The sequence below is a fragment of the Rhodococcus sp. RS1C4 genome, from assembly GCF_002258225.1.
Taxonomy (GTDB): Bacteria; Actinomycetota; Actinomycetes; order Mycobacteriales; family Mycobacteriaceae; genus Rhodococcoides; species Rhodococcoides fascians_E.
On the sequence record NZ_NOXZ01000048.1, the window covers coordinates 198,466 to 219,924 of the forward strand.

The window sequence follows — 21,459 nt, forward strand, 5'->3', positions numbered from 1 at the left end:
AGATCTCTGCTGTGCGAGATCTCTGCTGTGCGAGATTACTTGCGTGCGGTGCGCTTTGCCGGAGCCTTCTTGGCCGCGGTCTTCTTTGCTGCAGTCTTGGCCGGAGCCTTCTTGGCTGCTGCAGCGGTGGTCTTCTTCGCTGCAGTCTTGGCCGGAGCCTTCTTGGCTGCTGCCGCAGTGGTGGTCTTCTTCGCTGCGGTCTTGGCCGGAGCCTTCTTGGCCGCAGCAGTGGTCTTGCGAGCAGTCGTCTTCGCCGGAGCTGCCTTCTTGGCGGGAGCTGCTGCCTTGCGCGCAGTCGTCTTGGCCGGAGCTGCCTTCTTGGCGGCGGCGGTCGTCTTACGAGCGGTGGTCTTGACGGCCGCCTTCTTGGCTGCGGTCTTCTTTGCTGCCGCAGTCTTCTTGGCGGGCGCGGACGCCGAGCCGCGCTTGACGGCAGGTCCGGTGGCGGGGAGCTTCTGTCCACCGGCGATGACTGCCTTGAACTGAGCACCCGGGCGGAATGCCGGGACGTTCGTCGGCTTCACGCGGACGGTCTCGCCGGTACGGGGGTTACGAGCCACGCGGGCTGCGCGACGCCGCTGTTCGAACACACCGAATCCGGTGATGGTCACGCTCTCGCCACGGTGAACCGCGCGCACGATGGTGTCGACGATGTTCTCGACAGCCTCTGTGGCGCTCCTCCTGTCAGACCCCAACTTCTCGGTCAGGGCGTCAATCAGCTCTGCCTTGTTCATGGATTTCCTCCGCAATATTGTGGCCCATCGTCGGACCGACTACTACAACGGTAAACCCCAAGGCGTCAAGAGTCTATGAGCCACGCCAATTCTCATCCGGCGTGGCGGAAAGATTCACGGGCTCAATGCGTGTCGAAGGCCGTTTTCGCTACCCCTCGGACGGCTCCTCGATGCGCGCCGGGAGGGTTGTCGGTTTCCATGAAGGCCTTGACTTTTCATACTCGGCAATGGCCTCTACCTGGCGTAATGTCAATCCGATGTCGTCGAGACCCTCGAGCAGACGCCATCTCGTGTAGTCGTCAATGGCGAAGCGCACCACCAAGGTTCCAGCGGTCACCGTCTTCGATTCCAGGTCGACGAGAATTTCCAATCCCGGCTGCTCTTCGAGTGCTTTCCAGATCAATTCGACGTCACTTTGGTCGACTTCGGCGGCGAGCAGACCGGCCTTGCCCGCGTTGCCGCGGAAGATATCGGCGAACCGCGACGCGATCACGACCCGAAATCCGAAGTCCGATAGCGCCCACACCGCGTGCTCGCGGGACGACCCCGTTCCGAAGTCGGGTCCGGCAACCAGGACCGAGCCCTTGTCGTACGGGGCGACGTTGAGCACGAAGTCCGGATCGTTGCGCCATGCCGAGAACAGACCGTCCTCGAACCCGGTGCGAGTCACACGTTTCAGGTACACGGCAGGAATGATCTGATCCGTGTCCACGTTCGAGCGACGCAGCGGGACGCCGATTCCTTTGTGGCGGGTGAAGGGTTCCATCGAAAAATCTCCTAAGAAGTACAGATTTCGGAAAGACTTGATCGGGCGACGCCGGTTCAGGCTCCGGAGCTAGGGGCTGCTGGGCGCGTCCACGAGATCGGCGGGCGACGACAGAGTTCCGCGCACCGCGGTGGCAGCGGCCACCAACGGTGAGACGAGGTGCGTCCGGCTTCCCTTGCCCTGACGGCCTTCGAAGTTTCGGTTCGAGGTCGATGCCGACCGCTCCCCCACAGCAAGCTGATCCGGGTTCATTCCCAGACACATCGAGCACCCGGCCTGACGCCACTCCGCTCCCGCTGCCGTGAAAATGTCGCCCAGTCCCTCTTTCTCGGCCTGCGCACGAACGCGCATCGACCCGGGGACGATCAGCATCCGAACACTGTCGGCGACCTTCCGGCCTTCCAGAACCTCGGCCACGGCGCGCAGGTCCTCGATACGCCCGTTGGTGCACGAGCCGACGAACACCGTATCCACCGCTACCTCACGCAACGGCGTACCCGCCTCGAGTCCCATGTACTGCAAGGCTTTCTCGGCAGCGACCTTCTCGCTCTCGTCGACGATGTCGGCGGGATCGGGCACCCGCTCGCCGAGAGGGGCACCCTGACCGGGGTTGGTTCCCCACGTGACGAACGGCGTGAGCGTCGAGGCGTCGATGTGCACTTCGTTGTCGAACACGGCGTCGGGGTCGGTCTTCAACTCTTCCCATGCTGCAACCGCGGCATCCCAGTCCTCGCCCTGCGGCGCATGGGGGCGTCCCTTGATGTACTCGTAGGTGATCTCGTCGGGGGCGATCATTCCGGCGCGCGCCCCCGCCTCGATCGACATGTTGCAGATGGTCATTCGAGCCTCCATCGACAACTTCCTGATGGCTTCGCCGCGGTACTCGAGCACGTACCCCTGGCCGCCACCGGTTCCGATCTTGGCGATGACCGCGAGGATGAGGTCCTTGCTCGTCACTCCGGGCGCCAGGTCACCGTCGACCGTGATGGCCATCGTCTTGAACGGACGAAGCGACAGCGTCTGCGTCGCCATCACGTGTTCGACCTCGCTGGTGCCGATTCCCATCGCGATGGATCCGAACGCACCGTGCGTGGAAGTGTGACTGTCTCCGCACACCACCGTCATTCCCGGCTGCGTCAATCCCAACTGGGGGCCGATGATGTGGACGATGCCCTGATCCAGGTCGCCCATGGGGTACAGGCGAACACCGAACTCCTCGCAGTTCCGCCGCAGCGTGTCCACCTGAGTGCGCGACACGACGTCCGCGATCGGAGCGAAGATGTCCGCCGTGGGGACATTGTGGTCCTCGGTGGCGATCGTCAGATCGGGCCGACGCAGTGGACGGTCGGCCAACCGCAGACCGTCGAATGCCTGAGGGCTGGTGACTTCGTGGATCAGGTGGAGATCGATGAAGATCAGATCGGGCTCGCGCGAGGCACCCTCGCCTCCGCCCCGAACCACTACGTGCTGATCCCACACCTTTTCCGCCAGGGTGCGTGCTGTGCCGGCCATAAGAACACCAACCATTCCTCGTGTGCGTCGCGCCGGTGGACTACGGGCTGGCCCACGTCGCGTGTACGGTGCCGAGACGTAGCGCGGCGACCCGAATCCCCGACGGACGGATCCGCGAGGCGACCCAGAATCGTGATCTCATAATGCGAGACGCTAGTATCGACCTATGGGACAGCATAGCGGCATCGGCGTTCTCGACAAAGCAATGGGTGTCTTGTACGCAGTCGCGGAGGAACCGTGCACGTTGAACGATCTGTGCACCCGCACCGGCCTTCCGAGAGCGACAGCGCACCGTCTGGCTGTCGGCCTCGAGATCCATCGGTTGCTGGCGCGCGATTCCAACGGACTGTGGCGGCCGGGCCCAGGCCTCGCCGAACTCGCATCGACCGCGTCGGACACCCTGGTCGAGGCCGCGGCCTCGGTCCTGCCCCGGCTCCGCGAGATCACCGGAGAAAGCGTCCAGATCTTTCGCTGCGAGGGCACGGTTCGCGTGTGCGTCGCGTCGATGGAACCCCCGACCGGGCTTCGAGACACCGTCCTCGTCGGTGCGCGTCTTCCGATGACGGCCGGCTCGGGTGCCAAAGTCCTACTGGCGTGGGCCGATACGAACACCCAACGAGCAATCCTTCCCGACGCCGAGTTCGGTGAACGAGTCCTCGCCGAGGTTCGGCGACGCGGGTGGGCCCAGAGCGCCGGGGAACGCGAGCCCGGCGTGGCCAGCGTGGCCGCACCCGTTCGCGATGCGACGGGCAATGTCGTTGCAGCAGTGTCGGTTTCGGGACCGATCGACAGAATCGGACGCCGCCCCGGTGTGCGGTGGGCCGCCGACCTCCTGGCCGCTGCCGAAGCCTTGCACAAGAGACTCTGAGCGCGCGCCTGCCCGGAAGCACCGCGGGCGCGGCACCGACTCTGATAGAGAAGACGGCGTGGGAATCAACCAGCGCGCACAGATAACGATGACCGACGACGAGATCGCGACATTTCTGGACAGAAGCCGAATCGCGAACCTTGCGACCATCGGCCGCGACGGAACGCCTCACCTCGTCGCGATGTGGTACGCCCTCGTCGACGGCGAAATATGGTTCGAGACCAAAGCGAAATCGCAGAAGGCCGTCAACCTACGGCGAGATGCGCGGGTCACCGTACTGATCGAGGACGGCTTGACCTACGACGCGTTGCGCGGAGTCTCCATCGAGGGACGGGCGGAGATCGTCGACGACGCCGACGCGGTCGCCAAGGTCGGAATCAGCGTGTGGGAGCGCTACACCGGCCCGTACAGCGACGAGGTCCGCCCCCTCGTCGACCAGATGATGAACAAACGCATCGCGGTCCGGGTCGTCGCCGACAGGACCAGGTCGTGGGACCACCGCAAGCTCGGCCTCCCGGCGATGCCTCCGGGTGGTACGACGGCGGAGTTCCTGTCGAAAATCGAGTGAAACGCGAGCGTCGGGTGCGGTACGTTGCCTTCACCCTGTGTGAGGAGCGATCATGACCGAACCGACCAACGACGATCTGAAGAAGAAATTCCGCGAAGCGCTCGACAAGAAGAACCACCGTGCGACGCAGTCCGTCGACCACAAGGACGGCACGTCCAAGGTGAACAACGCTCACGGACCCGCCGATCATCAGAAGATGTTCCGACGTAAGAGCGTGTAGATCGACCGAAAACGAAAATGGGCTCCCATCGCGAACGATGGGAGCCCATTTTCTACGTAGCCCCGACGGGATTCGAACCCGCGCTACCGCCTTGAGAGGGCGGCGTCCTAGGCCGCTAGACGACGGGGCCAGGAACTTGCACTGTACTTCTGGTAAATATTCTTGCTCTTCCGAAGAAGCTCGACAAGCTTAACCGGAAGGCGCTCGGCGACCAAATCGCTTCCGAACGCTTGCTGGGGTACCAGGACTCGAACCTAGAATGGCGGTACCAGAAACCGCTGTGTTGCCAATTACACCATACCCCAATGACCTTCACCGTGATCCACATCAGCTGCTGTGTGCACCGCGTTTCGAGCCGGGATAGAGACTATCAAAGGACACCGGTGTTTCTCCAAATCGCCAGGTCAAACGGTCCGCAAGCACCGGGTGAACCCGTCGGACAACCCCGATGGAGCCGCCGACCGGCGGCTGGCGCAGACTTTCACTCGATGAGAACAACGAACCACAGCCGGTGAGGGTCGTCGTCGCCCCGACGGGCAATTCGACCGTGCTCGTCGAACTCGCCGACGACGGGACACCGGCGGGACCTCCCACCGAACTCGTCGACGCAGTCGACACCATCGCTCGGCTCGAGACCGACCGACATCCGCGATGGGTCTGGGAGAGTACGGCCCGCACCTATCCCACGCTGCTGCGGGCAGGGGTTCGCGTCGACCGGTGTCACGATCTGTCTCTCACCGAGGCGCTGTTTCGAATGCGGCAGGGCGAGCTCTACGTTCCCCAGGCCGCAGTATCGGACGACGAGTCGACCCTGTTCGACGCATACCGTTATCCCACCGTCGATTCCGTCGTCGCCTGGTATCGAGACCACGAATCTCGAATCGGAGACTCACGTCGGCTACGCCTGCTGACGGCCGCCGAATCCGCGGGCGCACTCGCCGCGGCCGAGATGTCCTACACCGGACTGCCGTTCTCGAGCTCGATGCACGAGGCCCACCTCCGCCAAGCACTCGGTCCACGGCCGGCCGACGGCGACAGACCTGCCGAGATGCTCGCACTGGAGGACGAGATCAGCGACGCGTTCGGCCGACGCGTGAACCCGAACTCGCCGCCCGAGGTCCTCGCCGCGTTCGCGCGAGCAGGTGTCGAGGTAACCTCGACGCGCGCCCATGTGCTCCGGACCGTCGACCATCCCGCGGTTGCTCTCCTGCTGCGACATCGAGACCTGGCCAAACTGTTCAGCACCAACGGATGGTCGTGGGCGGACACCTGGGTGCGCGACAACCGGTTTCGTCCGGTCTACGTACCGGGTGGCGTCGTGTCCGGGCGCTGGGCGAGCCGGGGCGGCGGAGCGCTCCAGATTCCCAAGCCGCTGCGCGGTAGCGTCGTTGCCGACCCTGGACACGTACTCGTCATCGCCGACGCCGGGCAATTGGAGCCCCGGATTCTCGCGGCGCTGTCCGGAGACCCGAACATGATCGACGCAGCGGGAGCGGACGATCTGTACGCGCCGGTCGCCGCTGCGGCTTTCGCCGGGGATCGCGCCAAGGCCAAGGTAGCCGTTCTCGGAGTCCTGTACGGGGCGACAGCCGGCGAAGCCCGGTCGCTGCTCGCCATGCTGCGCAGGCGGTTCCCCGTCGCGGTGGAGTACGTGGAACGCGCCGCCCGGGCGGGTGAGCGCGGGGAAATCGTGCACTCGCACCTCGGACGCGCGTGCCCTCCCCCGACCCCGGAGTGGTACGCCCACGGTGACGCACACGCGCGAGGACGATTCACGCGCAATTTCGTCGTGCAGGCCACCGCGTCGGAGTGGGCCCTGTGTCTGCTGGCCGATCTGCGCCGTCGGTTGGCGGACGACCCAGGGTCGGGCGAATTGGTGTTCTTCCAACACGACGAGGTGGTCGTGCACACACGGCACCCCGAGCGCGCGACGGATCACGTCGTGGCGGCCTCGGACACGGCAACCAGACTTCTGTTCGGAGACACGCCGGTTCGATTCCCTCTCGATCTCGCCACCCGGGAATGCTACGCGGAGCCGGACTTCTCGTCACCCGCGTGATCGTTGCCCCGGGGGCCGTCGAACGTCACCTCGATCTCCTCGAACCCCTTGCTTCGCTGCGCCTCTGCCTGCCCGGTGTAGGTCAACCTGTCCCCCTCGGTCAGCTGGACGTCGTCGGTGAACGGTGTGAGAAGTGCACGGGGGTAGAGCTTGTCGACTCTGACCACGTTGATCTCGACGGCGATGACGACGAGAACCGCCGCGATGTACATGAACGCGAGCACACCCAGGACAACTGCAAACACACCGTTGGTGACCGACGCCCGCGACACGACGTACTTGATGTAGACGCCGCCGAACGTCTGCAGCAGCTGCCAGATCACCCCGGCGACGATCGCACCGGGCAGCACGTCGGTCAGTGACAACGAGCGCGCCGTGGCCAGACGGAATGCGACGACGAACACCCCGACATTGAGCACCAGCACGGCCCCGAGCACGACGACGCCGCTGATTCGGCCGAAGTATCCTGCCGAACTGGCGACGTTGACTGCCGTGATCGCCAGTACGGCAACGCCGACGGTACTCAATAGCGCCAGACCACGCACTCGAGCGAAGATCGGATCGGGACGAAGGTTCTTCGGCACGGCCCAGGCCGTGTTCATGGCGTTCTGAACCGCGACGGCCACCCCCAGTCCGCCGTAGAGCGAGCCGAGCACACCCACCACCAAGCCGAGTGTTCCGCCACCGATCCGTTCTGGTTCACCGACGTCCTGTCCGATGATCGGAATCTGGCTGAGAGCGGAGTCGAGGATCTGCTGCTGCAACTCCGGATTGCCCGCCAGCACGATTCCCAGAATCGTCGACGCGAGCAGCAACAGCGGAAACAGCGACACGAACGCGTAGTACGCGATCAACGCAGCGAGGTAGCCGCCCTGATCGTCGACGAACTTGTAGATCACGGCAAGCGGGAAACCCAGGACCGGATGTCTGCGTTGCATCCGGTCCATCCGCGCGGTGACGCTCACCGGAACATGTCGGTCAACCGACCGTTGCCCGCGCTGCAGCGAGCCTGGCCAGAGTTTTCTTGCGCCCGAGCAGTTCCATCGACTCGTACAGCGGAGGGCTGATGTGCGAGCCGGTCAGCGCGACGCGCACCGGAGCGAACGCCTTGCGCGGTTTCAGCTCCAGACCGTCGATGAGGGCAGATTTCAGCGACTCCTCGAGGTCGGCCGTCCGCCATTCCGGCAGGGCCGTCAACGCTGCGATCGTCGCATCGAGCACCGGACCGGCGTCGGCGCCGAGGTTCTTCGCGGCAGCCGCGGGGTCGATGTCGAAATCGGCGTCGGAAACGTAGAGGAACTTCAGCAATCCCCACGCATCCGACAACACGACGATTCGGGTCTGCACGAGGTCCGCCGCGACGGCGAACTGCGCCTCGTCGATCTCGGCGGGCAGGTGCCCCTGCTCGGTGAGGAAAGCGCGGAGCCGCGCCGCGAAATCGGCAGGCTCCAACAGCCGAATGTGCTCGGCGTTGATCGCGTCGGCCTTCTTCTGGTCGAATCGGGCCGGGTTGGAATTGACCTTCGAGATGTCGAACGCGGCCACCATCTCGTCCAGCGAGAACACGTCGTGGTCGTCGGAGATGCCCCAACCGAGCAGGGCGAGGTAGTTGAGCAGGCCCTCGGGCAGGAATCCGCGGTCGCGATGAATGAACAGGTTCGACTCGGGATCGCGCTTGGACAGTTTCTTGTTGCCCTGCCCCATCACGAACGGTAGGTGACCGAACTCGGGGGCCTTCTCCGCTACCCCGATGCGGACCAACGCCTCGTACAACGCCAGCTGACGCGGCGTCGAGGACAGCAGATCCTCGCCGCGCAACACGTGGGTGATCTTCATCGACGCGTCGTCGACCGGATTGACCAAGGTGTACAAAGGGATTCCGTTTCCGCGCGTGAGCGCGAAGTCAGGCACGGTACCGGCCTTGAAGGTGGTTTCCCCGCGCACGAGGTCCACCCAGGACAGGTCGTGACTCGGCATCCGAAGCCGCACAACAGGTTTACGCCCCTCGTCGAGAAAAGCCTGCTTCTGCTCCGCGGTGAGGTCTCGGTCGAAGTTGTCGTACCCCAGCTTCGGATCCCGGCCCGCCGCCTTGTGCCGCGCCTCGACTTCCTCGGGCGTGGAGAAGCTCTCGTACGCCTCGCCGGCGTCGAGCAACTGTTGCACGACGCCGAGATGCAGATCCCTGCGCTGCGACTGACGGTACGGCTCGTACGCACCGCCCACCTCGGGGCCCTCGTCCCAGCTCAGACCGAGCCAGCGCAGTGCGTCGAGGATTGCCGCGTAGGACTCCTCGGAATCGCGGGCCGCGTCGGTGTCCTCGATCCGGAAGACGAACTTCCCACCGTGATGACGTGCGTACGCCCAGTTGAACAGCGCGGTTCGAATCAGGCCGACGTGGGGCGTGCCCGTCGGCGACGGGCAGAATCGGACGCGTACTTCGGTGGAGGTCATGTTCTCGCTCACGTTCGATCGGTGGTGTGGTTCTCTAGTTCTTCGCTGCGACGGGGTTGGTCAGAGTTCCGATGCCCTCGACCGTGATCGACACGGACTGGCCGGCCGTGATCGGCCCGACGCCCTCCGGAGTGCCGGTGAGGATCACGTCACCCGGCAACAACGTCATGACTGCCGAGACCCATTCGATGATCTTCGGAATGTCGTGCAGCAGCAGCGACGTCCGGCTGCGCTGTTTCACCTCGCCGTCGACCTCGGTCTTGATCTCCACGTCCGACGCGTCGAGCGACGTCTCGATCCACGGGCCGAGCGGGCAGAACGTGTCGTGGCCCTTGGCCCTCGTCCACTGACCGTCCTGGCGCTGGTGATCGCGCGCCGACACGTCGTTCGCGACGGTGTATCCGAGCACCACATCGAGAGCCTTCGCCGCCGGCACGTCCTTGCACGGCCGACCGATGACCACCGCGAGCTCGCCCTCGTAGTGCACCTCGTCGGATGTCGGAGGCAGGACGATCGGCGCGCCGGGCCCGACGATGGAGGTGTTGGGCTTGATGAAGATGACCGGAGACTCCGGAGCCTGGCCACCCATCTCGGCTGCGTGGGCAGCGTAGTTCTTGCCGATGGCGATGACCTTGCTCGCCAGAATCGGCGCCAGGAGACGAACATCGGCCAGGGGCCACGAACGACCGGTGAAGGTCGGTGTGCCGAAAGGATGTTCGGCGATTTCCTTCGCCGTCTGCTGGTCACCTTCCCCTTCGATACTCACGAATGCCACACCATCAGGACTTGCAATTCGACCGAGACGCATGTCGAAAGTCTATCGACCCACCTTCGAGCCCTCGGCACGCCCGTCCGATCCCGACCGGACAGCAGGTGTAGCATCGTCTTTCGAGTTCACGATGCAAGACAAAAATTCCACATGATGGGATTTACCACAGTGAGACGGCTACGCGAATGACGACTACCGAAGACACGACACACACAGCCGGTGCCCGCAAATGGGTCATGCTCGCACTTGGAATGCTCGCTCAGACCTCCGGTGCTGTATTCATCAACGGCGCAGCATTTCTCATCCCGTCGCTCCACGAAGATCGCGGGTTGAGCCTCGCCGCAGCCGGACTCGTCGTGGCCATGCCGACGGTCGGAATCATGCTGACACTCATCGCCTGGGGTGTTCTCGTGGACAGGATCGGCGAAAAGCTGGTGCTCGCCATCGGGCTTGCCCTCACCGCGGCGGCCAGCTTCGCCGCCGTGTTCACGACGTCGGTCGTCGTTCTCGGTCTGTGCCTGCTCCTGGGTGGAATGGCTGCCGCGAGCGCCAACAGCGCCTCGGGGCGCGTCGTCGTCGGTTGGTTCCCGCCGGCACGGCGCGGACTGGCCATGGGAATCCGGCAGATGTCCGTTCCACTGGGCGTCGCCATCGGTGCACTGCTCATCCCACCGATCGCACGCGATCACGGCGTCGGTGCTGCTCTCCTCGTACCCGCGATCATCTGCGCCGTCACGGCAATCGCCTGCGTAGGCATCATCGACCCACCGCGGCCCGACCGCGCAGCCGCGGAACGAGCCGGTCTGCTGGCCAACCCGTACCGCACCAGCAGCCAACTGTGGCGCATCCACTCGACGTCGGTTCTACTCGTCGTCCCTCAGTACGTCGTGTGGACCTACGCTCTGGTGTGGTTGATGTCGGACCGAGGGTGGTCCGCCGCATCCGCGGGCATCCTCGTCACCCTGACGCAGATTCTCGGCGCCTTCGGACGCATCGGCGTCGGCGCACTGTCGGACACGCTCGGTAGCCGCATGCGACCGCTCCGGTGGGTCGCCGTGTCCACGACGGTGACCATGGTGGTCCTAGCGGTCACCGATTGGTTCGACTCCCCGGTGTCCATCGCGGTGATGGTGATCGCGTCGGTCGTCACCGTCGCGCCGAACGGCCTGGCGTTCACGGCAGTCGCCGAAGTCTCCGGCCCGTACTGGAGCGGACGCGCTCTCGGCGCTCAGAACACCGGACAATTCATCGCCGCGTCCATGGTTCCGCCCGCATTCGGCGCACTCGCGGCCATCAGCTTCCCCCTGGCGTTCGCCGTGTCCTCGGTATTCCCCGCCCTCGCCGTTCCGGTCATCCCCGACGACCAGCAATCGCCGGACACCTAGAACCGAGCGTGCCGTGCCCCCCATTTTCGGAGCGAAAGTGCCGTTCGGTCAGTCAGACTGACCGAACGGCACTTTCGCTCCGAAGACGGGGGGGTAACAGCCGCTACAGCGCTGCTGCGATTCTGGCTCCGATGTCGGCGGTGCTTGCTGCGGCCGAACCTCGGGAGGCGAGGTCGGCGGCGACGGCGGCTTCGACGCGCTCTGCATTTGCGGTGTCGCCGAGGTGTGCCAGCAGCAGGGACACCGACAGGATGGCTGCGGTCGGGTCGGCTTTGCCCTGTCCTGCGATGTCGGGCGCGCTGCCGTGGACCGGTTCGAACATCGACGGGTTGGTTCGCGTCGCGTCGATGTTTCCGCTGGCGGCCAGGCCGATGCCGCCGCTGACTGCAGCGGAGAGGTCCGTGACGATGTCACCGAAGAGGTTGTCGGTGACGATGACGTCGAACCGGCCCGGGTCGGTGACCAGGTGGATCATCGCAGCGTCGATGTGCTGGTAGGCGACCTCGACGTCCGGGAATTCCGTGGAGACTTCCTCGACCGTACGTGCCCAGAGGCTGCCGGCGAACGTCAGCACGTTGGTCTTGTGCAGCAGCGTGAGGTGCTTCCTGCGTGCCACGGCCCGCGCGAATCCGTCACGGACGACGCGTTCGACGCCGTAGCGGGTGTTGACGCTGACCTCGGTGGCCACCTCGTGCGGGGTGTTCACCCGGAGCGCCCCGCCGTTTCCGGTGTAGGGACCCTCGGTGCCTTCACGGACGACGACGACGTCGATGTCCTTGTTGCCCGCGAGCGGCCCGGTCACGCCGGGGTACAACTTTGCCGGACGCAGGTTGATGTGGTGATCGAGCTCGAACCGTGCACGAAGCAACAGTCCGCGCTCGAGCACGCCGCTGGGGACCGACGGATCTCCGATGGCACCCAACAGGATTGCGTCGTGGCCTCGGATCTCGTCCAGCACGGAGTCCGGAAGAAGCTCGCCGGTCGCGTTGTAGCGGCGTGCACCGAGGTCGTACTCGGTCTTCTCGACTCCGGGGACGACGACGTCGAGCACCTGCAGTGCTTGGTCGACGACCTCGGGGCCGATTCCATCTCCGGCGATGACGGCGAGCTTCATGTACTCCTCGTTCTTGTCGAGCGATCAGGGGTGAGAGACGGTCAGGAAAGATCCACGAGTTCGATGGTCGACGCACCCACGGCCGACGCGATGCTCGAGCTGAGCTCGGACGGTACGTCCTTGTCGACGCGGAGCAGGATGGTCGCGCCGTCACCCTCGGAGTCCTGGCTCAGTGCTGCCGCCTGGATGTCGATGCCTGCGTCGCCGAGCAACGTGCCGATACGGCCCAGGCTGCCTGGCTGGTCGGTGTAGTTGACGATGAGGTTCTTGCCCTCGGCGCGAAGGTCGAAGTTGCGTCCGTTGATGTTGACGATCTTCTCGACCTGTGTGGTGCCGGTGAGCGTTCCTGCGACGTTGAGGACGGATCCGTCGCCGTAGACGGCGCGGATGTCGACGACGCTGCGGTGGTTCTCGCTCTCGGGTGCCTTGGTGACCTCCGCGGTGACGCCGCGCTCCTCGGCGAGCGAGGGAGCGTTGACGAAGGTGACGGAGTCCTCGATCACGGCGGAGAACAGTCCACGCAGCGCCGAGAGCTTCAGGATCTCGACGTCCTCGGCAGCGAGTTCTCCGCGCACGTCGACCGACAGCGACGCCGGAAGTTCGTCGGACAGGGCGCCGAGCAGCACGCCCTGCTTGCGAACGATCTCGAGCCACGGCGAAACCTCTTCGCCGACGGCGCCGCCCTTGACGTTGACGGCGTCGGGGACGAATTCCCCTGCGAGAGCGAGCAGCACGGATTTGGCGACGTCGGTGCCGGCACGGTCCTGAGCCTCGGTGGTCGACGCTCCGAGGTGCGGGGTCACCACGACCTGCGGGAGTTCGAACAGCGGGCTGTCCGTGCACGGTTCGGAGGCGTAGACGTCGATGCCTGCGGCGAAGACGTGGCCGCTGGTGATGGCGTCGGCCAAGGCCTGCTCGTCGACGAGTCCGCCGCGCGCTGCGTTGACGACGATGACACCGGGCTTGGTCTTCGCGAGAGCTTCCTTGCCGATGATTCCCTTGGTCTCGGGGGTCTTCGGCAGGTGCACGGAGAACATGTCGGCGCGAGTCAGCAGTTCGTCGAGGCTGACGAGCTCGATGCCGAGCTGCGCGGCACGAGCAGCGGAAACGTAGGGATCGTAGGCGATGATGTGGGTCTCGAACGCGGCGAGACGCTGCGCGAAGAGCTGACCGATACGGCCGAGTCCGACGACACCGACGGTCTTGCCGAAGATCTCGACGCCGTTGAACTTGCTGCGCTTCCACTCGTGCTGACGGAGGGTGGCGTCGGCCGCGGGAATCTGGCGGGCGGCGGACAGCAGCAGTGTGACGGCGTGCTCGGCGGCGGTGTGGATGTTGGACGTCGGTGCGTTGACGACGAGTACTCCGCGCTCGGTGGCTGCGGGTACGTCCACGTTGTCCAGGCCGACGCCTGCGCGAGCAACGATCTTCAGGTTGGTGCCGGCTGCGAGCACTTCCGCGTCGACCGTGGTCGCGGAGCGGACGAGAATCGCGTCGGCATCGGGGACCGCGGCGAGCAGTGCCGGGCGGTCCGGGCCGTCGACCCAGCGAACCTCGACGCCGTCGCCGAGTGCCTCGACAGTGGACTGCGCAAGTTTGTCGGCGATCAGAACGACAGGACGGCCTGGCTGGCTCACGTGAAGAACTCCCTAGATAGGTCGAGGTGACGGTAGCGGTCGATCGGGTCTTGCGTGTGCGGTGCGGGACAAGTTTAGAGGCCGAGGGGAACCGAGTGGGGTTCACCCTCGTCGAACGAGTGAAGGGCACCCTCACGGATGCCCTTCACTCGGGTTACATCGGATTCGACGTCGGATCAGGCCGTCTCGGTGATCGGGCGGTCGACCCAGCTCATCAGGTCGCGCAGCTTCTTGCCGGTGACCTCGATGGGGTGCTCGGAGTTGGCCTTGCGCAGGCCTTCGAGCTCGGTGTTGCCGTTCTCGACGTTGGCGACGAGACGACGGGTGAACTCACCGGACTGAATATCGGCGAGGATGGCCTGCATCCGCTTCTTGGTGTCGGCGTCGATGACACGAGGCCCGGACAGGTAGCCACCGAACTCCGCGGTGTCCGACACCGAGTAGTTCATGCGTGCGATGCCGCCTTCGTAGATCAGGTCCACGATCAACTTCAGCTCGTGCAGCACCTCGAAGTACGCCATCTCCGGCGCATAGCCGGCCTCGACCATGACCTCGAAGCCCGTCTTGATCAGCTCTTCGGTACCGCCGCACAGCACAGCCTGCTCACCGAACAGGTCGGTCTCGGTCTCTTCCTTGAACGTGGTCTTGATGACGCCGGCGCGAGTGCCACCGATGCCCTTGGCCCACGACAGTGCCAGCGCCTGACCCTCACCCTTCGGGTCCTGATCGATCGCGATGAGCGCGGGAACACCCTTGCCGTCGACGAACTGACGACGCACGAGGTGGCCCGGCCCCTTGGGAGCGACCATGCCGACCGTGACGAACTCGGGAGCCGTGATCAGATCGAAGTGAATGTTCAGGCCGTGACCGAAGAACAGCGCGTCGCCGTCCTTCAGGTTCGGCTCGATCTCTTCCTTGAAGATCGACGCCTGCGCGGTGTCCGGTGCCAGCACCATGATCACGTCGGCCCACGCGGAGACCTCGGCGGGGGTGCCGACCTTCAGGCCCTGCTCCTCTGCCTTGGCGCGGGACTTCGATCCCTCTTTCAGGCCGATGCGGACGTCGACGCCCGAGTCGCGCAGGCTCAGCGAGTGCGCGTGGCCCTGGCTTCCGTATCCGATGACGGCGACCTTGCGGCCCTGGATGATCGTCAGATCAGCATCGTCGTCGTAGAACATCTCGACTGCCACTGGTTAATACCTTTCCTCTTGTTTGAGCATGTTCATCACATGTGGTCGCTAACGCGACGCAGTGATCGATTTCGGTCCACGTCCGACGGCAACGACTCCCGACTGAACTATTTCTCGAATTCCATAGGGGTCCAACATCTTCAGCAGCGCATCCAGCTTGGAGCGCGTACCCGTGGCCTCGACCGTGACAGCCTCGGGTGACACGTCGATCACCTTGGCGCGGAAGAGGTTCACGGTCTCGATGACCTCGCTGCGTACGGTCGAGTCGGCGCGCACCTTGATGAGCACCAATTCGCGGGCAACCGACGAGTCGTCGTCCTGCTCGACGATCTTGATGACGTTGATCAACTTGTTCAGCTGCTTCGTCACCTGCTCGAGCGGGAACTCGTCGACGGTGACGACGATCGTCATTCGGGAGATCCCCGCGATCTCCGTGCCGCCGACCGCAAGTGAGGAGATGTTGAATCCGCGACGCGAGAAGAGTGCGGCGACGCGTGCCAGAACACCTGGCTTGTCCTCGACGAGGACGCTGAGGGTGTGGCTGGTACTCACTTGTCGGTGCCTTTCTCGTGCAGGGCGTTGCCGTGTGCCTGCTCGCGTGCCATTGCCTCGTGGATGACGGCGGGTTCGGCCACCGAGGCCTCGTCCTCGTCGAACAGAGGTCGGATTCCGCGGGCGGCCATGATCTCGTCGTTACCGGTGCCTGCGGCGACCATGGGCCAGACCTGCGCGTCGGCGCCGACGATGAAGTCGATGACGACGGGACGGTCGTTGATCGCGCGAGCCTGTGCGATGACCGCGTCGACGTCTTCCTCACGCTCGCAGCGAATTCCGACGCAGCCCAGGGCCTCGGCCAGCTTGACGAAATCGGGGATGCGCTGGGCGCCGTGGGTTCCCAGATTGGTGTTGGAGTACCGCTCCTCGTAGAACAACGTCTGCCACTGACGGACCATGCCGAGGTTGCCGTTGTTGATGAGTGCGACCTTGATCGGGATTCCCTCGACCGCGCAGGTGGCGAGTTCCTGGTTGGTCATCTGGAAGCAGCCGTCGCCGTCGATCGCCCACACCTCGGCGTCGGGAAGGCCCATCTTGGCGCCCATCGCCGCCGGAACGGCGTAGCCCATGGTGCCGAGTCCACCCGAGTTGAGCCACGTGCGCGGCTTCTCGTAGTTGATGAACTGCGCGGCCCACATCTGGTGCTGGCCGACGCCTGCGCAGTAGATCGCGTCGGGTCCGGCGAACTTGCCGACCGAGGAGATGACGAACTCCGGCGACATGCTTCCGTCGCTGGGGCGGTCGTAGCTCAGCGGGTACGTCTTGCGGATTCCGTCGAGGTAAGCCCACCAGTCGCCGAGGTCGACGGTGGTGCCCGTGGCGCGATCGGCACGAAGCGCCTCGATCAACTCGACGATGACCTCTTTGCAGTCACCGACGATCGGCACATCCGCATAACGATTCTTGCCGATCTCGGCAGGATCGATGTCCGCGTGGATCACCTTCGCGTTCGGCGCGAACGACGAGAGCTGTCCGGTGACGCGGTCGTCGAACCGGGCGCCGAGCGTGATCAACAGATCGCTGCGCTGCAGGCCGGCCACAGCGGCGACGGTGCCGTGCATGCCCGGCATACCCAGATTGAGCTTGTGGGTGTCGGGGAACGCTCCGCGCGCCATCAACGTGGTGACGACGGGGATGCCGGTCAATTCCGCGAGTTCGAGCAGTTCTGCCGACGCGTTGGCCTTGATGACACCGCCACCGACGTACAGGACGGGTTGCTTGGAGTCGGCGATGTACCGAGCTGCCTCACGAACCTGCTTGCCGTGCGGCTTGGTGACCGGACGGTATCCGGGCAACCGCATCTCCGGTGGCCACGAGAACGTGGTCTGTGCCTGCAGGATGTCCTTGGGGATGTCGACGAGGACCGCACCCGGACGACCGGAGGACGCGATGTAGAACGCCTCGGCCATGATGCGTGGGATGTCGACGCCGTCGGTGATCAGGAAGTTGTGCTTGGTCACGGGCATCGTGATGCCGGAGATGTCGGCTTCCTGGAACCCGTCGGTGCCGATGAGACTTCTCGCGACCTGGCCGGTGATGGCGACAACGGGAACGGAATCCATCTGGGCGTCGGCGAGCGGTGTGACGAGGTTCGTCGCTCCTGGGCCGGAGGTCGCCATGCAGACGCCGACGCGGCCAGTGGCCTGCGCGTACCCGGTGGCTGCGTGCCCGGCGCCCTGTTCGTGACGAACGAGGACGTGGCGAACCTTCTTGGAGTCGAAGAGTGGGTCGTACACCGGAAGAACGGCTCCACCCGGAATGCCGAATACCGTGTCGACGTCGAGTTCCTCGAGTGCTCGGACGACGGACTGTGCGCCGGTCACCTTCTCGGGTGCGACGTGGCGACGCGATCCGTCGACGGCGCCGTTGATGTCCGGTGCCGACGAGCTGGCGTTTGCTCCCGACTTACGAGTCGAGGGCCCTGGGCGTGCGGTTGGTGCGCTCACTAGTGCTTCCTCAGGATGAAAGATGTAGCTGGGCGATCTCTGGGCAAGAAAAAACCCCCGTCAGCCGAGGCTGTACGAGGGTGGCGCGTCGATGCGAGTTGGTCGAGAACCGGCTCAGGCGTTGACGCGCCGGCCGATTACGAGTATCCAATTCCGCTTCACGCGCTCGACGGTAGGCGCGCGCATAGGGAAGAGTCAAACTCGTCACGACGCAATCCCATTATGTGAGATCGCGTAGGTGCAATGCGAAGATGAAGGGGTGTCGTCTTCGCAGCAGTCCGAACCACCGGATACATCATCCCATACGCCCGTTCCCGCGCCGCAGGTCATCCGTATCTCGCGCCTGTCGCTGGTAGGAGTCGGCATGCTGTTCATCGGCGTGGCCTTCCCCGCCGCCAGTTGGCCCGCAGCGTTCGGATGGCTCGTGCTGATCCCGATCATCGCTGCCGTGTGGGTGTTGCGCGTTCGTACCGTCGTCAGCTTCGACGGTCTCGCGATACGTAGATTGTTCGGCTCCGAGTTCGTCGCGTGGGAAAACGTGCGCGGCATTCACTTCCCGAACCGGCGATGGGCGCGCGTGGTCCTGACCGATAAGTCCGAGAAGTCGCTGCCGTTGGTTCGCTTCGACCGACTTCCGGTTCTCGCGGCGGCGAGCGGCGGGCGAATCACCGATCCCTATGCGGCCGCAGCCGAAGCCGACAGGACGGCAGAAAAGGAACAAACAGCGGACGCGGACCGAGAAGCCGAGCCAGGCGCCTCGACTTCCTGAGCCGGGAGTAACCTCGATCGGGCGAGAAACCGCTATTGATCGAGGAAGAGAAGCCATGCCGCCGCTACGGTCACGAGTTACCACTGTCGGACGCAACGCCGCGGGCGCACGCTCGCTCTGGCGCGCCACCGGAATGACGGATTCGGATTTCGGCAAACCGATCGTGGCAATTGCCAACTCCTACACGCAGTTCGTGCCCGGGCACGTGCACCTGAAGAACGTCGGTGAGATCGTCGCCGACGCCGTACGTGCCGCGGGCGGCGTACCGCGCGAGTTCCACACCATCGCCGTCGACGACGGTATCGCCATGGGGCACGGCGGCATGCTCTATTCGCTTCCGAGCCGCGAGATCATCGCCGACTCGGTCGAATACATGGCCAACGCACACACCGCCGATGCTCTCGTGTGCATCTCCAACTGCGACAAGATCACGCCGGGAATGCTCAATGCCGCGATGCGACTGAACATTCCGGCCGTGTTCGTCTCGGGTGGGCCGATGGAAGCAGGCAAAGCCGTCGTCGTAGGCGGCGTCGCGCAGGCACCGACGGACCTCATCACCGCGATCTCGGCCAGTGCGAACGACGCCGTGTCCGAGGAAGGCCTGGACGAGGTCGAGCGCAGTGCGTGCCCGACGTGCGGTTCGTGCTCGGGCATGTTCACCGCCAACTCGATGAACTGCCTCACCGAGGCCCTCGGACTGGCACTGCCCGGCAACGGATCCACGCTCGCCACGCACAAAGCCCGGTACGCGCTGTTCGAGCGCGCAGGCACCACCATCGTCGAGGCCGCGACCAAGTACTACCGCGACGGTGACGAGTCCGTTCTGCCGCGCAACATCGCAACCCCTGCGGCGTTCCGCAACGCCATGGCACTCGATGTCGCGATGGGCGGGTCCACCAACACGGTGCTGCACACCCTCGCCGCGGCGCAGGAGGGCGAGGTCGACTTCGATCTCGACACCATCGACGCCATCAGCCGCAAGGTTCCGTGCCTGTCCAAGGTGTCCCCCAACTCCGATTACCACATGGAAGACGTGCATCGGGCAGGCGGAATCCCCGCGCTGCTGGGCGAACTCCGCCGCGCGAACCTGCTCGAGACCGACGTCTCCACCGTGCACACGAAGAGCTTCGACGAGTGGCTGGACACGTGGGACATTCGCTCCGGCACGGCGTCGGACGAGGCGTTGGAGCTGTTCCACGCGGCGCCGGGCGGCGTTCGGACCACCGAGCCGTTCTCCACCGAGAACAGGTGGTCCTCGCTCGACACCGATGCCGTCGGCGGCTGCATCCGCGACAAGGAACACGCGTACACCGTCGAAGGTGGTCTGGTCGTCCTGCGCGGAAACATCGCACTCGACGGGGCGATCCTGAAGACCGCGGGCATCGACGAGGAACTGTTCTCGTTCCAGGGCCCGGCACTGGTCGTCGAGTCTCAGGAAGAAGCGGTGTCGGCGATCCTGCAGAAGAAGATCCAGCCCGGTGACGTCCTCGTCGTCCGATACGAGGGCCCCAAGGGCGGACCGGGCATGCAGGAAATGCTGCACCCGACGGCGTTCCTCAAGGGAGCCGGACTCGGCAAGCTCTGTGCTCTCGTCACCGACGGACGCTTCTCCGGTGGCACGTCCGGGCTGTCCATCGGCCACATCTCCCCCGAGGCGGCCGCGGGCGGAGTCATCGGACTGGTCGAGAACGGTGACCAGGTGCGTATCGACGTCGCCTCCCGCACCCTCGAGATCCTCGTCGACGACGCCACCCTGGAGACCCGTCGGGCCAAGATGGAGGCGTCGGAGCGGCCGTGGCAGCCGGTGGATCGTCAGCGCACGGTCACCACGGCACTGCGTGCCTACGCGGCACTGGCGACCTCCGCGGACAAGGGCGCGGTTCGGTACGTCCCCTGACCTCACGTGCGTGGAAATGTAGGTCCTGGGGCAGGAGCGGCGCCTGCGGAGCGACCCAGTAACACTGCCATTTCCACTCACAGCGGGATCAGGTCGCGATCGGGTTGGCCCCGTTGAGGAAGATCCACAGGCAGACCCCGGCGGCGATACCCAGGATCAGCGCGACGAAGGATCCGAAACGTGGACGCGTCGCCCACCCTCGCCGTCCGTCGAAGGCGATCTTTCCCGGCCCGGTGAGGATGATCGCCGCGGCGGCGACTCCCAGTACCGTCTCGTACTCGACTCCTGTCGGCGCGAAGAACTGCAGCCCCGGCTCGGCGGCCTGCTTGAACAGCCACGCGTTGATGATGACGCTCAGCACCGCGGCGCCGGCGAACGGTGTCGCCAGACCGAGGATCAGCAAAGCGCCACCCGCGGTTTCACCGACGGCCCCGGCGATGGCCAGGATGTCCGCGCGGTCGTAACCGGTGTCTTCGAGCAGTGAGCGGAACCCGTCGAGACCGGGTCCGTTCCACACACCGGTCAGTTTCTGCAGGCCGTGCACGAGGAAGATTCCGCCGACTACGAGACGCAGGAGAAGCAAGCCGAGATCCGTCGTACCGCGCCGGGCCGGAATTTCGACCGTCTCGGTGCGCACGACCGGTTCCGGCGCGTTCTGATCCGCCGCGAACCGATCCGACGAGCCGGTGCCGTACCCCGCCGCGGCAGGGGTGGTCGGCAGGAATTCGGTGGGCTTGTCGGAGTAGGCGGTGCTGCTGTCGGGCGCGATCGGCTCGTCGAAACGTGAGGGACGAAACGACGAGGGGATCTGTTCGGTCGGGTACGCCCCGGATCCGCTCTTCCCGAAGTCCAATTCGTCCTCGGTCCGAGGCTGGAGTTTTTCGGTCGGCTGGTCGTATGGGCTCGACGCGGGCTCGTAGCCGGTGTCGGGCCGCTCTTCGTCGCGAGGCTTGTCGGTCACAGCTTCAACAGTAGAGCGAGTCGGTGCCGATTCAGCCGTATTGAGCCCGGGCGCGGCG

At 65.0% G+C, this 21,459-nt stretch carries 19 protein-coding genes and 2 tRNA genes; 7 read left to right on the top strand and 14 right to left on the bottom strand.

Going from position 1 to position 21,459, the window contains the following annotated elements:
• Positions 1 to 35: 35 nt before the first annotated feature.
• From CH289_RS24790 to leuC, 3 genes are all read right to left on the bottom strand, one after another.
• A complete protein-coding gene (locus tag CH289_RS24790) occupies positions 36 to 734 on the bottom strand; it encodes an HU family DNA-binding protein (protein ID WP_019664298.1) in 699 nt (232 codons plus the stop codon).
• A 148-nt stretch (positions 735 to 882) separates the two neighbouring features.
• Positions 883 to 1,500: a 3-isopropylmalate dehydratase small subunit gene (gene leuD / locus CH289_RS24795; RefSeq protein ID WP_019664299.1), complete on the bottom strand. Its 618-nt coding sequence runs from the start codon at positions 1,498 to 1,500 to the stop codon at positions 883 to 885.
• A gap of 69 nt (positions 1,501 to 1,569) precedes the next feature.
• On the bottom strand, positions 1,570 to 3,012 hold the full coding sequence (leuC, locus tag CH289_RS24800; protein WP_020110334.1) for a 3-isopropylmalate dehydratase large subunit: 1,443 nt from the start codon (positions 3,010 to 3,012) through the stop codon (positions 1,570 to 1,572).
• Positions 3,013 to 3,178: 166 nt separating this feature from the next.
• Between leuC and CH289_RS24805 the strand changes: the two genes are divergently transcribed.
• Genes CH289_RS24805 through CH289_RS28400 form a run of 3 tightly spaced genes read left to right on the top strand, consistent with a single transcriptional unit; the run spans position 3,179 to position 4,668 of the window.
• Positions 3,179 to 3,880 (top strand): IclR family transcriptional regulator, encoded by a 702-nt coding sequence (locus tag CH289_RS24805; protein WP_019664301.1) that lies wholly within the window; start codon positions 3,179 to 3,181, stop codon positions 3,878 to 3,880.
• A 58-nt stretch (positions 3,881 to 3,938) separates the two neighbouring features.
• Positions 3,939 to 4,448 (top strand): pyridoxamine 5'-phosphate oxidase family protein, encoded by a 510-nt coding sequence (locus CH289_RS24810; protein WP_019664302.1) that lies wholly within the window; start codon positions 3,939 to 3,941, stop codon positions 4,446 to 4,448.
• Positions 4,449 to 4,500: 52 nt separating this feature from the next.
• Complete coding sequence (locus CH289_RS28400) at positions 4,501 to 4,668, top strand: DUF5302 domain-containing protein (protein ID WP_020110335.1); 168 nt, start codon at positions 4,501 to 4,503, stop codon at positions 4,666 to 4,668.
• A gap of 57 nt (positions 4,669 to 4,725) precedes the next feature.
• Here the strand turns inward: CH289_RS28400 and CH289_RS24815 are convergent.
• Both CH289_RS24815 and CH289_RS24820 read right to left on the bottom strand, forming a co-directional pair.
• Positions 4,726 to 4,798: transfer RNA gene (locus CH289_RS24815), tRNA-Glu, on the bottom strand.
• A 103-nt stretch (positions 4,799 to 4,901) separates the two neighbouring features.
• Positions 4,902 to 4,973, bottom strand: a tRNA-Gln gene (locus tag CH289_RS24820).
• Between the two features lie 206 nt (positions 4,974 to 5,179).
• Here CH289_RS24820 and CH289_RS24825 point away from each other — a divergent pair.
• The gene (locus CH289_RS24825; protein WP_026347651.1) at positions 5,180 to 6,727 is read left to right on the top strand and encodes a bifunctional 3'-5' exonuclease/DNA polymerase; all 1,548 of its coding nucleotides are present in this window, start codon (positions 5,180 to 5,182) and stop codon (positions 6,725 to 6,727) included.
• Here CH289_RS24825 and CH289_RS24830 read toward each other — a convergent pair.
• Genes CH289_RS24830 through CH289_RS24840 form a run of 3 tightly spaced genes read right to left on the bottom strand, consistent with a single transcriptional unit; the run spans position 6,694 to position 9,986 of the window.
• Complete coding sequence (locus CH289_RS24830) at positions 6,694 to 7,674, bottom strand: YihY/virulence factor BrkB family protein (protein ID WP_019664305.1); 981 nt, start codon at positions 7,672 to 7,674, stop codon at positions 6,694 to 6,696. The two genes, CH289_RS24825 and CH289_RS24830, sit on opposite strands and share 34 nt — an antisense overlap.
• Before the next feature lie 31 nt (positions 7,675 to 7,705).
• Positions 7,706 to 9,178 carry a glutamate--tRNA ligase gene (gltX, locus tag CH289_RS24835; RefSeq protein ID WP_094728815.1) on the bottom strand — a complete coding sequence of 491 codons (1,473 nt, stop codon included), beginning with the start codon at positions 9,176 to 9,178 and terminating at the stop codon, positions 7,706 to 7,708.
• Between the two features lie 34 nt (positions 9,179 to 9,212).
• A complete protein-coding gene (locus CH289_RS24840; protein WP_026347653.1) occupies positions 9,213 to 9,986 on the bottom strand; it encodes a fumarylacetoacetate hydrolase family protein in 774 nt (257 codons plus the stop codon).
• 146 nt (positions 9,987 to 10,132) lie between these two features.
• Here CH289_RS24840 and CH289_RS24845 point away from each other — a divergent pair, with 146 nt between their 5' ends.
• Positions 10,133 to 11,332, top strand: a complete 1,200-nt coding sequence (locus tag CH289_RS24845; RefSeq protein WP_019664308.1) for an MFS transporter — start codon at positions 10,133 to 10,135, stop codon at positions 11,330 to 11,332.
• 103 nt (positions 11,333 to 11,435) lie between these two features.
• Here CH289_RS24845 and CH289_RS24850 read toward each other — a convergent pair whose 3' ends face one another.
• From CH289_RS24850 to CH289_RS24870, 5 genes are all read right to left on the bottom strand, one after another.
• Positions 11,436 to 12,446, bottom strand: a complete 1,011-nt coding sequence (locus CH289_RS24850) for a 3-isopropylmalate dehydrogenase (RefSeq protein WP_020110337.1) — start codon at positions 12,444 to 12,446, stop codon at positions 11,436 to 11,438.
• Positions 12,447 to 12,487: 41 nt separating this feature from the next.
• Entirely contained in the window at positions 12,488 to 14,083 is a 1,596-nt protein-coding gene (gene serA, locus CH289_RS24855; RefSeq protein WP_020110338.1) for a phosphoglycerate dehydrogenase, read from the bottom strand.
• Between the two features lie 176 nt (positions 14,084 to 14,259).
• Complete coding sequence (ilvC, locus tag CH289_RS24860; protein WP_179276874.1) at positions 14,260 to 15,261, bottom strand: ketol-acid reductoisomerase; 1,002 nt, start codon at positions 15,259 to 15,261, stop codon at positions 14,260 to 14,262.
• Between the two features lie 60 nt (positions 15,262 to 15,321).
• Positions 15,322 to 15,825: an acetolactate synthase small subunit gene (gene ilvN, locus CH289_RS24865; RefSeq protein WP_019664312.1), complete on the bottom strand. Its 504-nt coding sequence runs from the start codon at positions 15,823 to 15,825 to the stop codon at positions 15,322 to 15,324.
• On the bottom strand, positions 15,822 to 17,774 hold the full coding sequence (locus CH289_RS24870) for an acetolactate synthase large subunit (RefSeq protein ID WP_019664313.1): 1,953 nt from the start codon (positions 17,772 to 17,774) through the stop codon (positions 15,822 to 15,824). Before CH289_RS24870 ends, ilvN begins: the two co-directional genes overlap by 4 nt.
• Before the next feature lie 259 nt (positions 17,775 to 18,033).
• Between CH289_RS24870 and CH289_RS24875 the strand changes: the two genes are divergently transcribed.
• Both CH289_RS24875 and ilvD read left to right on the top strand, forming a co-directional pair.
• Positions 18,034 to 18,543 (top strand): PH domain-containing protein, encoded by a 510-nt coding sequence (locus CH289_RS24875; protein ID WP_027498571.1) that lies wholly within the window; start codon positions 18,034 to 18,036, stop codon positions 18,541 to 18,543.
• 55 nt (positions 18,544 to 18,598) lie between these two features.
• On the top strand, positions 18,599 to 20,440 hold the full coding sequence (gene ilvD / locus CH289_RS24880; RefSeq protein WP_033189943.1) for a dihydroxy-acid dehydratase: 1,842 nt from the start codon (positions 18,599 to 18,601) through the stop codon (positions 20,438 to 20,440).
• An 88-nt stretch (positions 20,441 to 20,528) separates the two neighbouring features.
• Here ilvD and CH289_RS24885 read toward each other — a convergent pair whose 3' ends face one another.
• Positions 20,529 to 21,401, bottom strand: a complete 873-nt coding sequence (locus CH289_RS24885) for a DoxX family protein (protein ID WP_019664316.1) — start codon at positions 21,399 to 21,401, stop codon at positions 20,529 to 20,531.
• Positions 21,402 to 21,459 lie beyond the last annotated feature (58 nt).

Coding starts and splice junctions, on each gene's coding strand:
- CH289_RS24790 (WP_019664298.1), bottom strand. CDS start 734: ATGAACAAGGCAGAGCTGATTGACGCCCTGACCGAGAAGTTGGGGTCT.
- leuD (WP_019664299.1), bottom strand. CDS start 1,500: ATGGAACCCTTCACCCGCCACAAAGGAATCGGCGTCCCGCTGCGTCGC.
- leuC (WP_020110334.1), bottom strand. CDS start 3,012: ATGGCCGGCACAGCACGCACCCTGGCGGAAAAGGTGTGGGATCAGCAC.
- CH289_RS24805 (WP_019664301.1), top strand. CDS start 3,179: ATGGGACAGCATAGCGGCATCGGCGTTCTCGACAAAGCAATGGGTGTC.
- CH289_RS28400 (WP_020110335.1), top strand. CDS start 4,501: ATGACCGAACCGACCAACGACGATCTGAAGAAGAAATTCCGCGAAGCG.
- CH289_RS24830 (WP_019664305.1), bottom strand. CDS start 7,674: ATGGACCGGATGCAACGCAGACATCCGGTCCTGGGTTTCCCGCTTGCC.
- gltX (WP_094728815.1), bottom strand. CDS start 9,178: ATGACCTCCACCGAAGTACGCGTCCGATTCTGCCCGTCGCCGACGGGC.
- CH289_RS24840 (WP_026347653.1), bottom strand. CDS start 9,986: ATGCGTCTCGGTCGAATTGCAAGTCCTGATGGTGTGGCATTCGTGAGT.
- CH289_RS24845 (WP_019664308.1), top strand. CDS start 10,133: ATGACGACTACCGAAGACACGACACACACAGCCGGTGCCCGCAAATGG.
- CH289_RS24850 (WP_020110337.1), bottom strand. CDS start 12,446: ATGAAGCTCGCCGTCATCGCCGGAGATGGAATCGGCCCCGAGGTCGTC.
- ilvC (WP_179276874.1), bottom strand. CDS start 15,261: ATGTTCTACGACGACGATGCTGATCTGACGATCATCCAGGGCCGCAAG.
- ilvD (WP_033189943.1), top strand. CDS start 18,599: ATGCCGCCGCTACGGTCACGAGTTACCACTGTCGGACGCAACGCCGCG.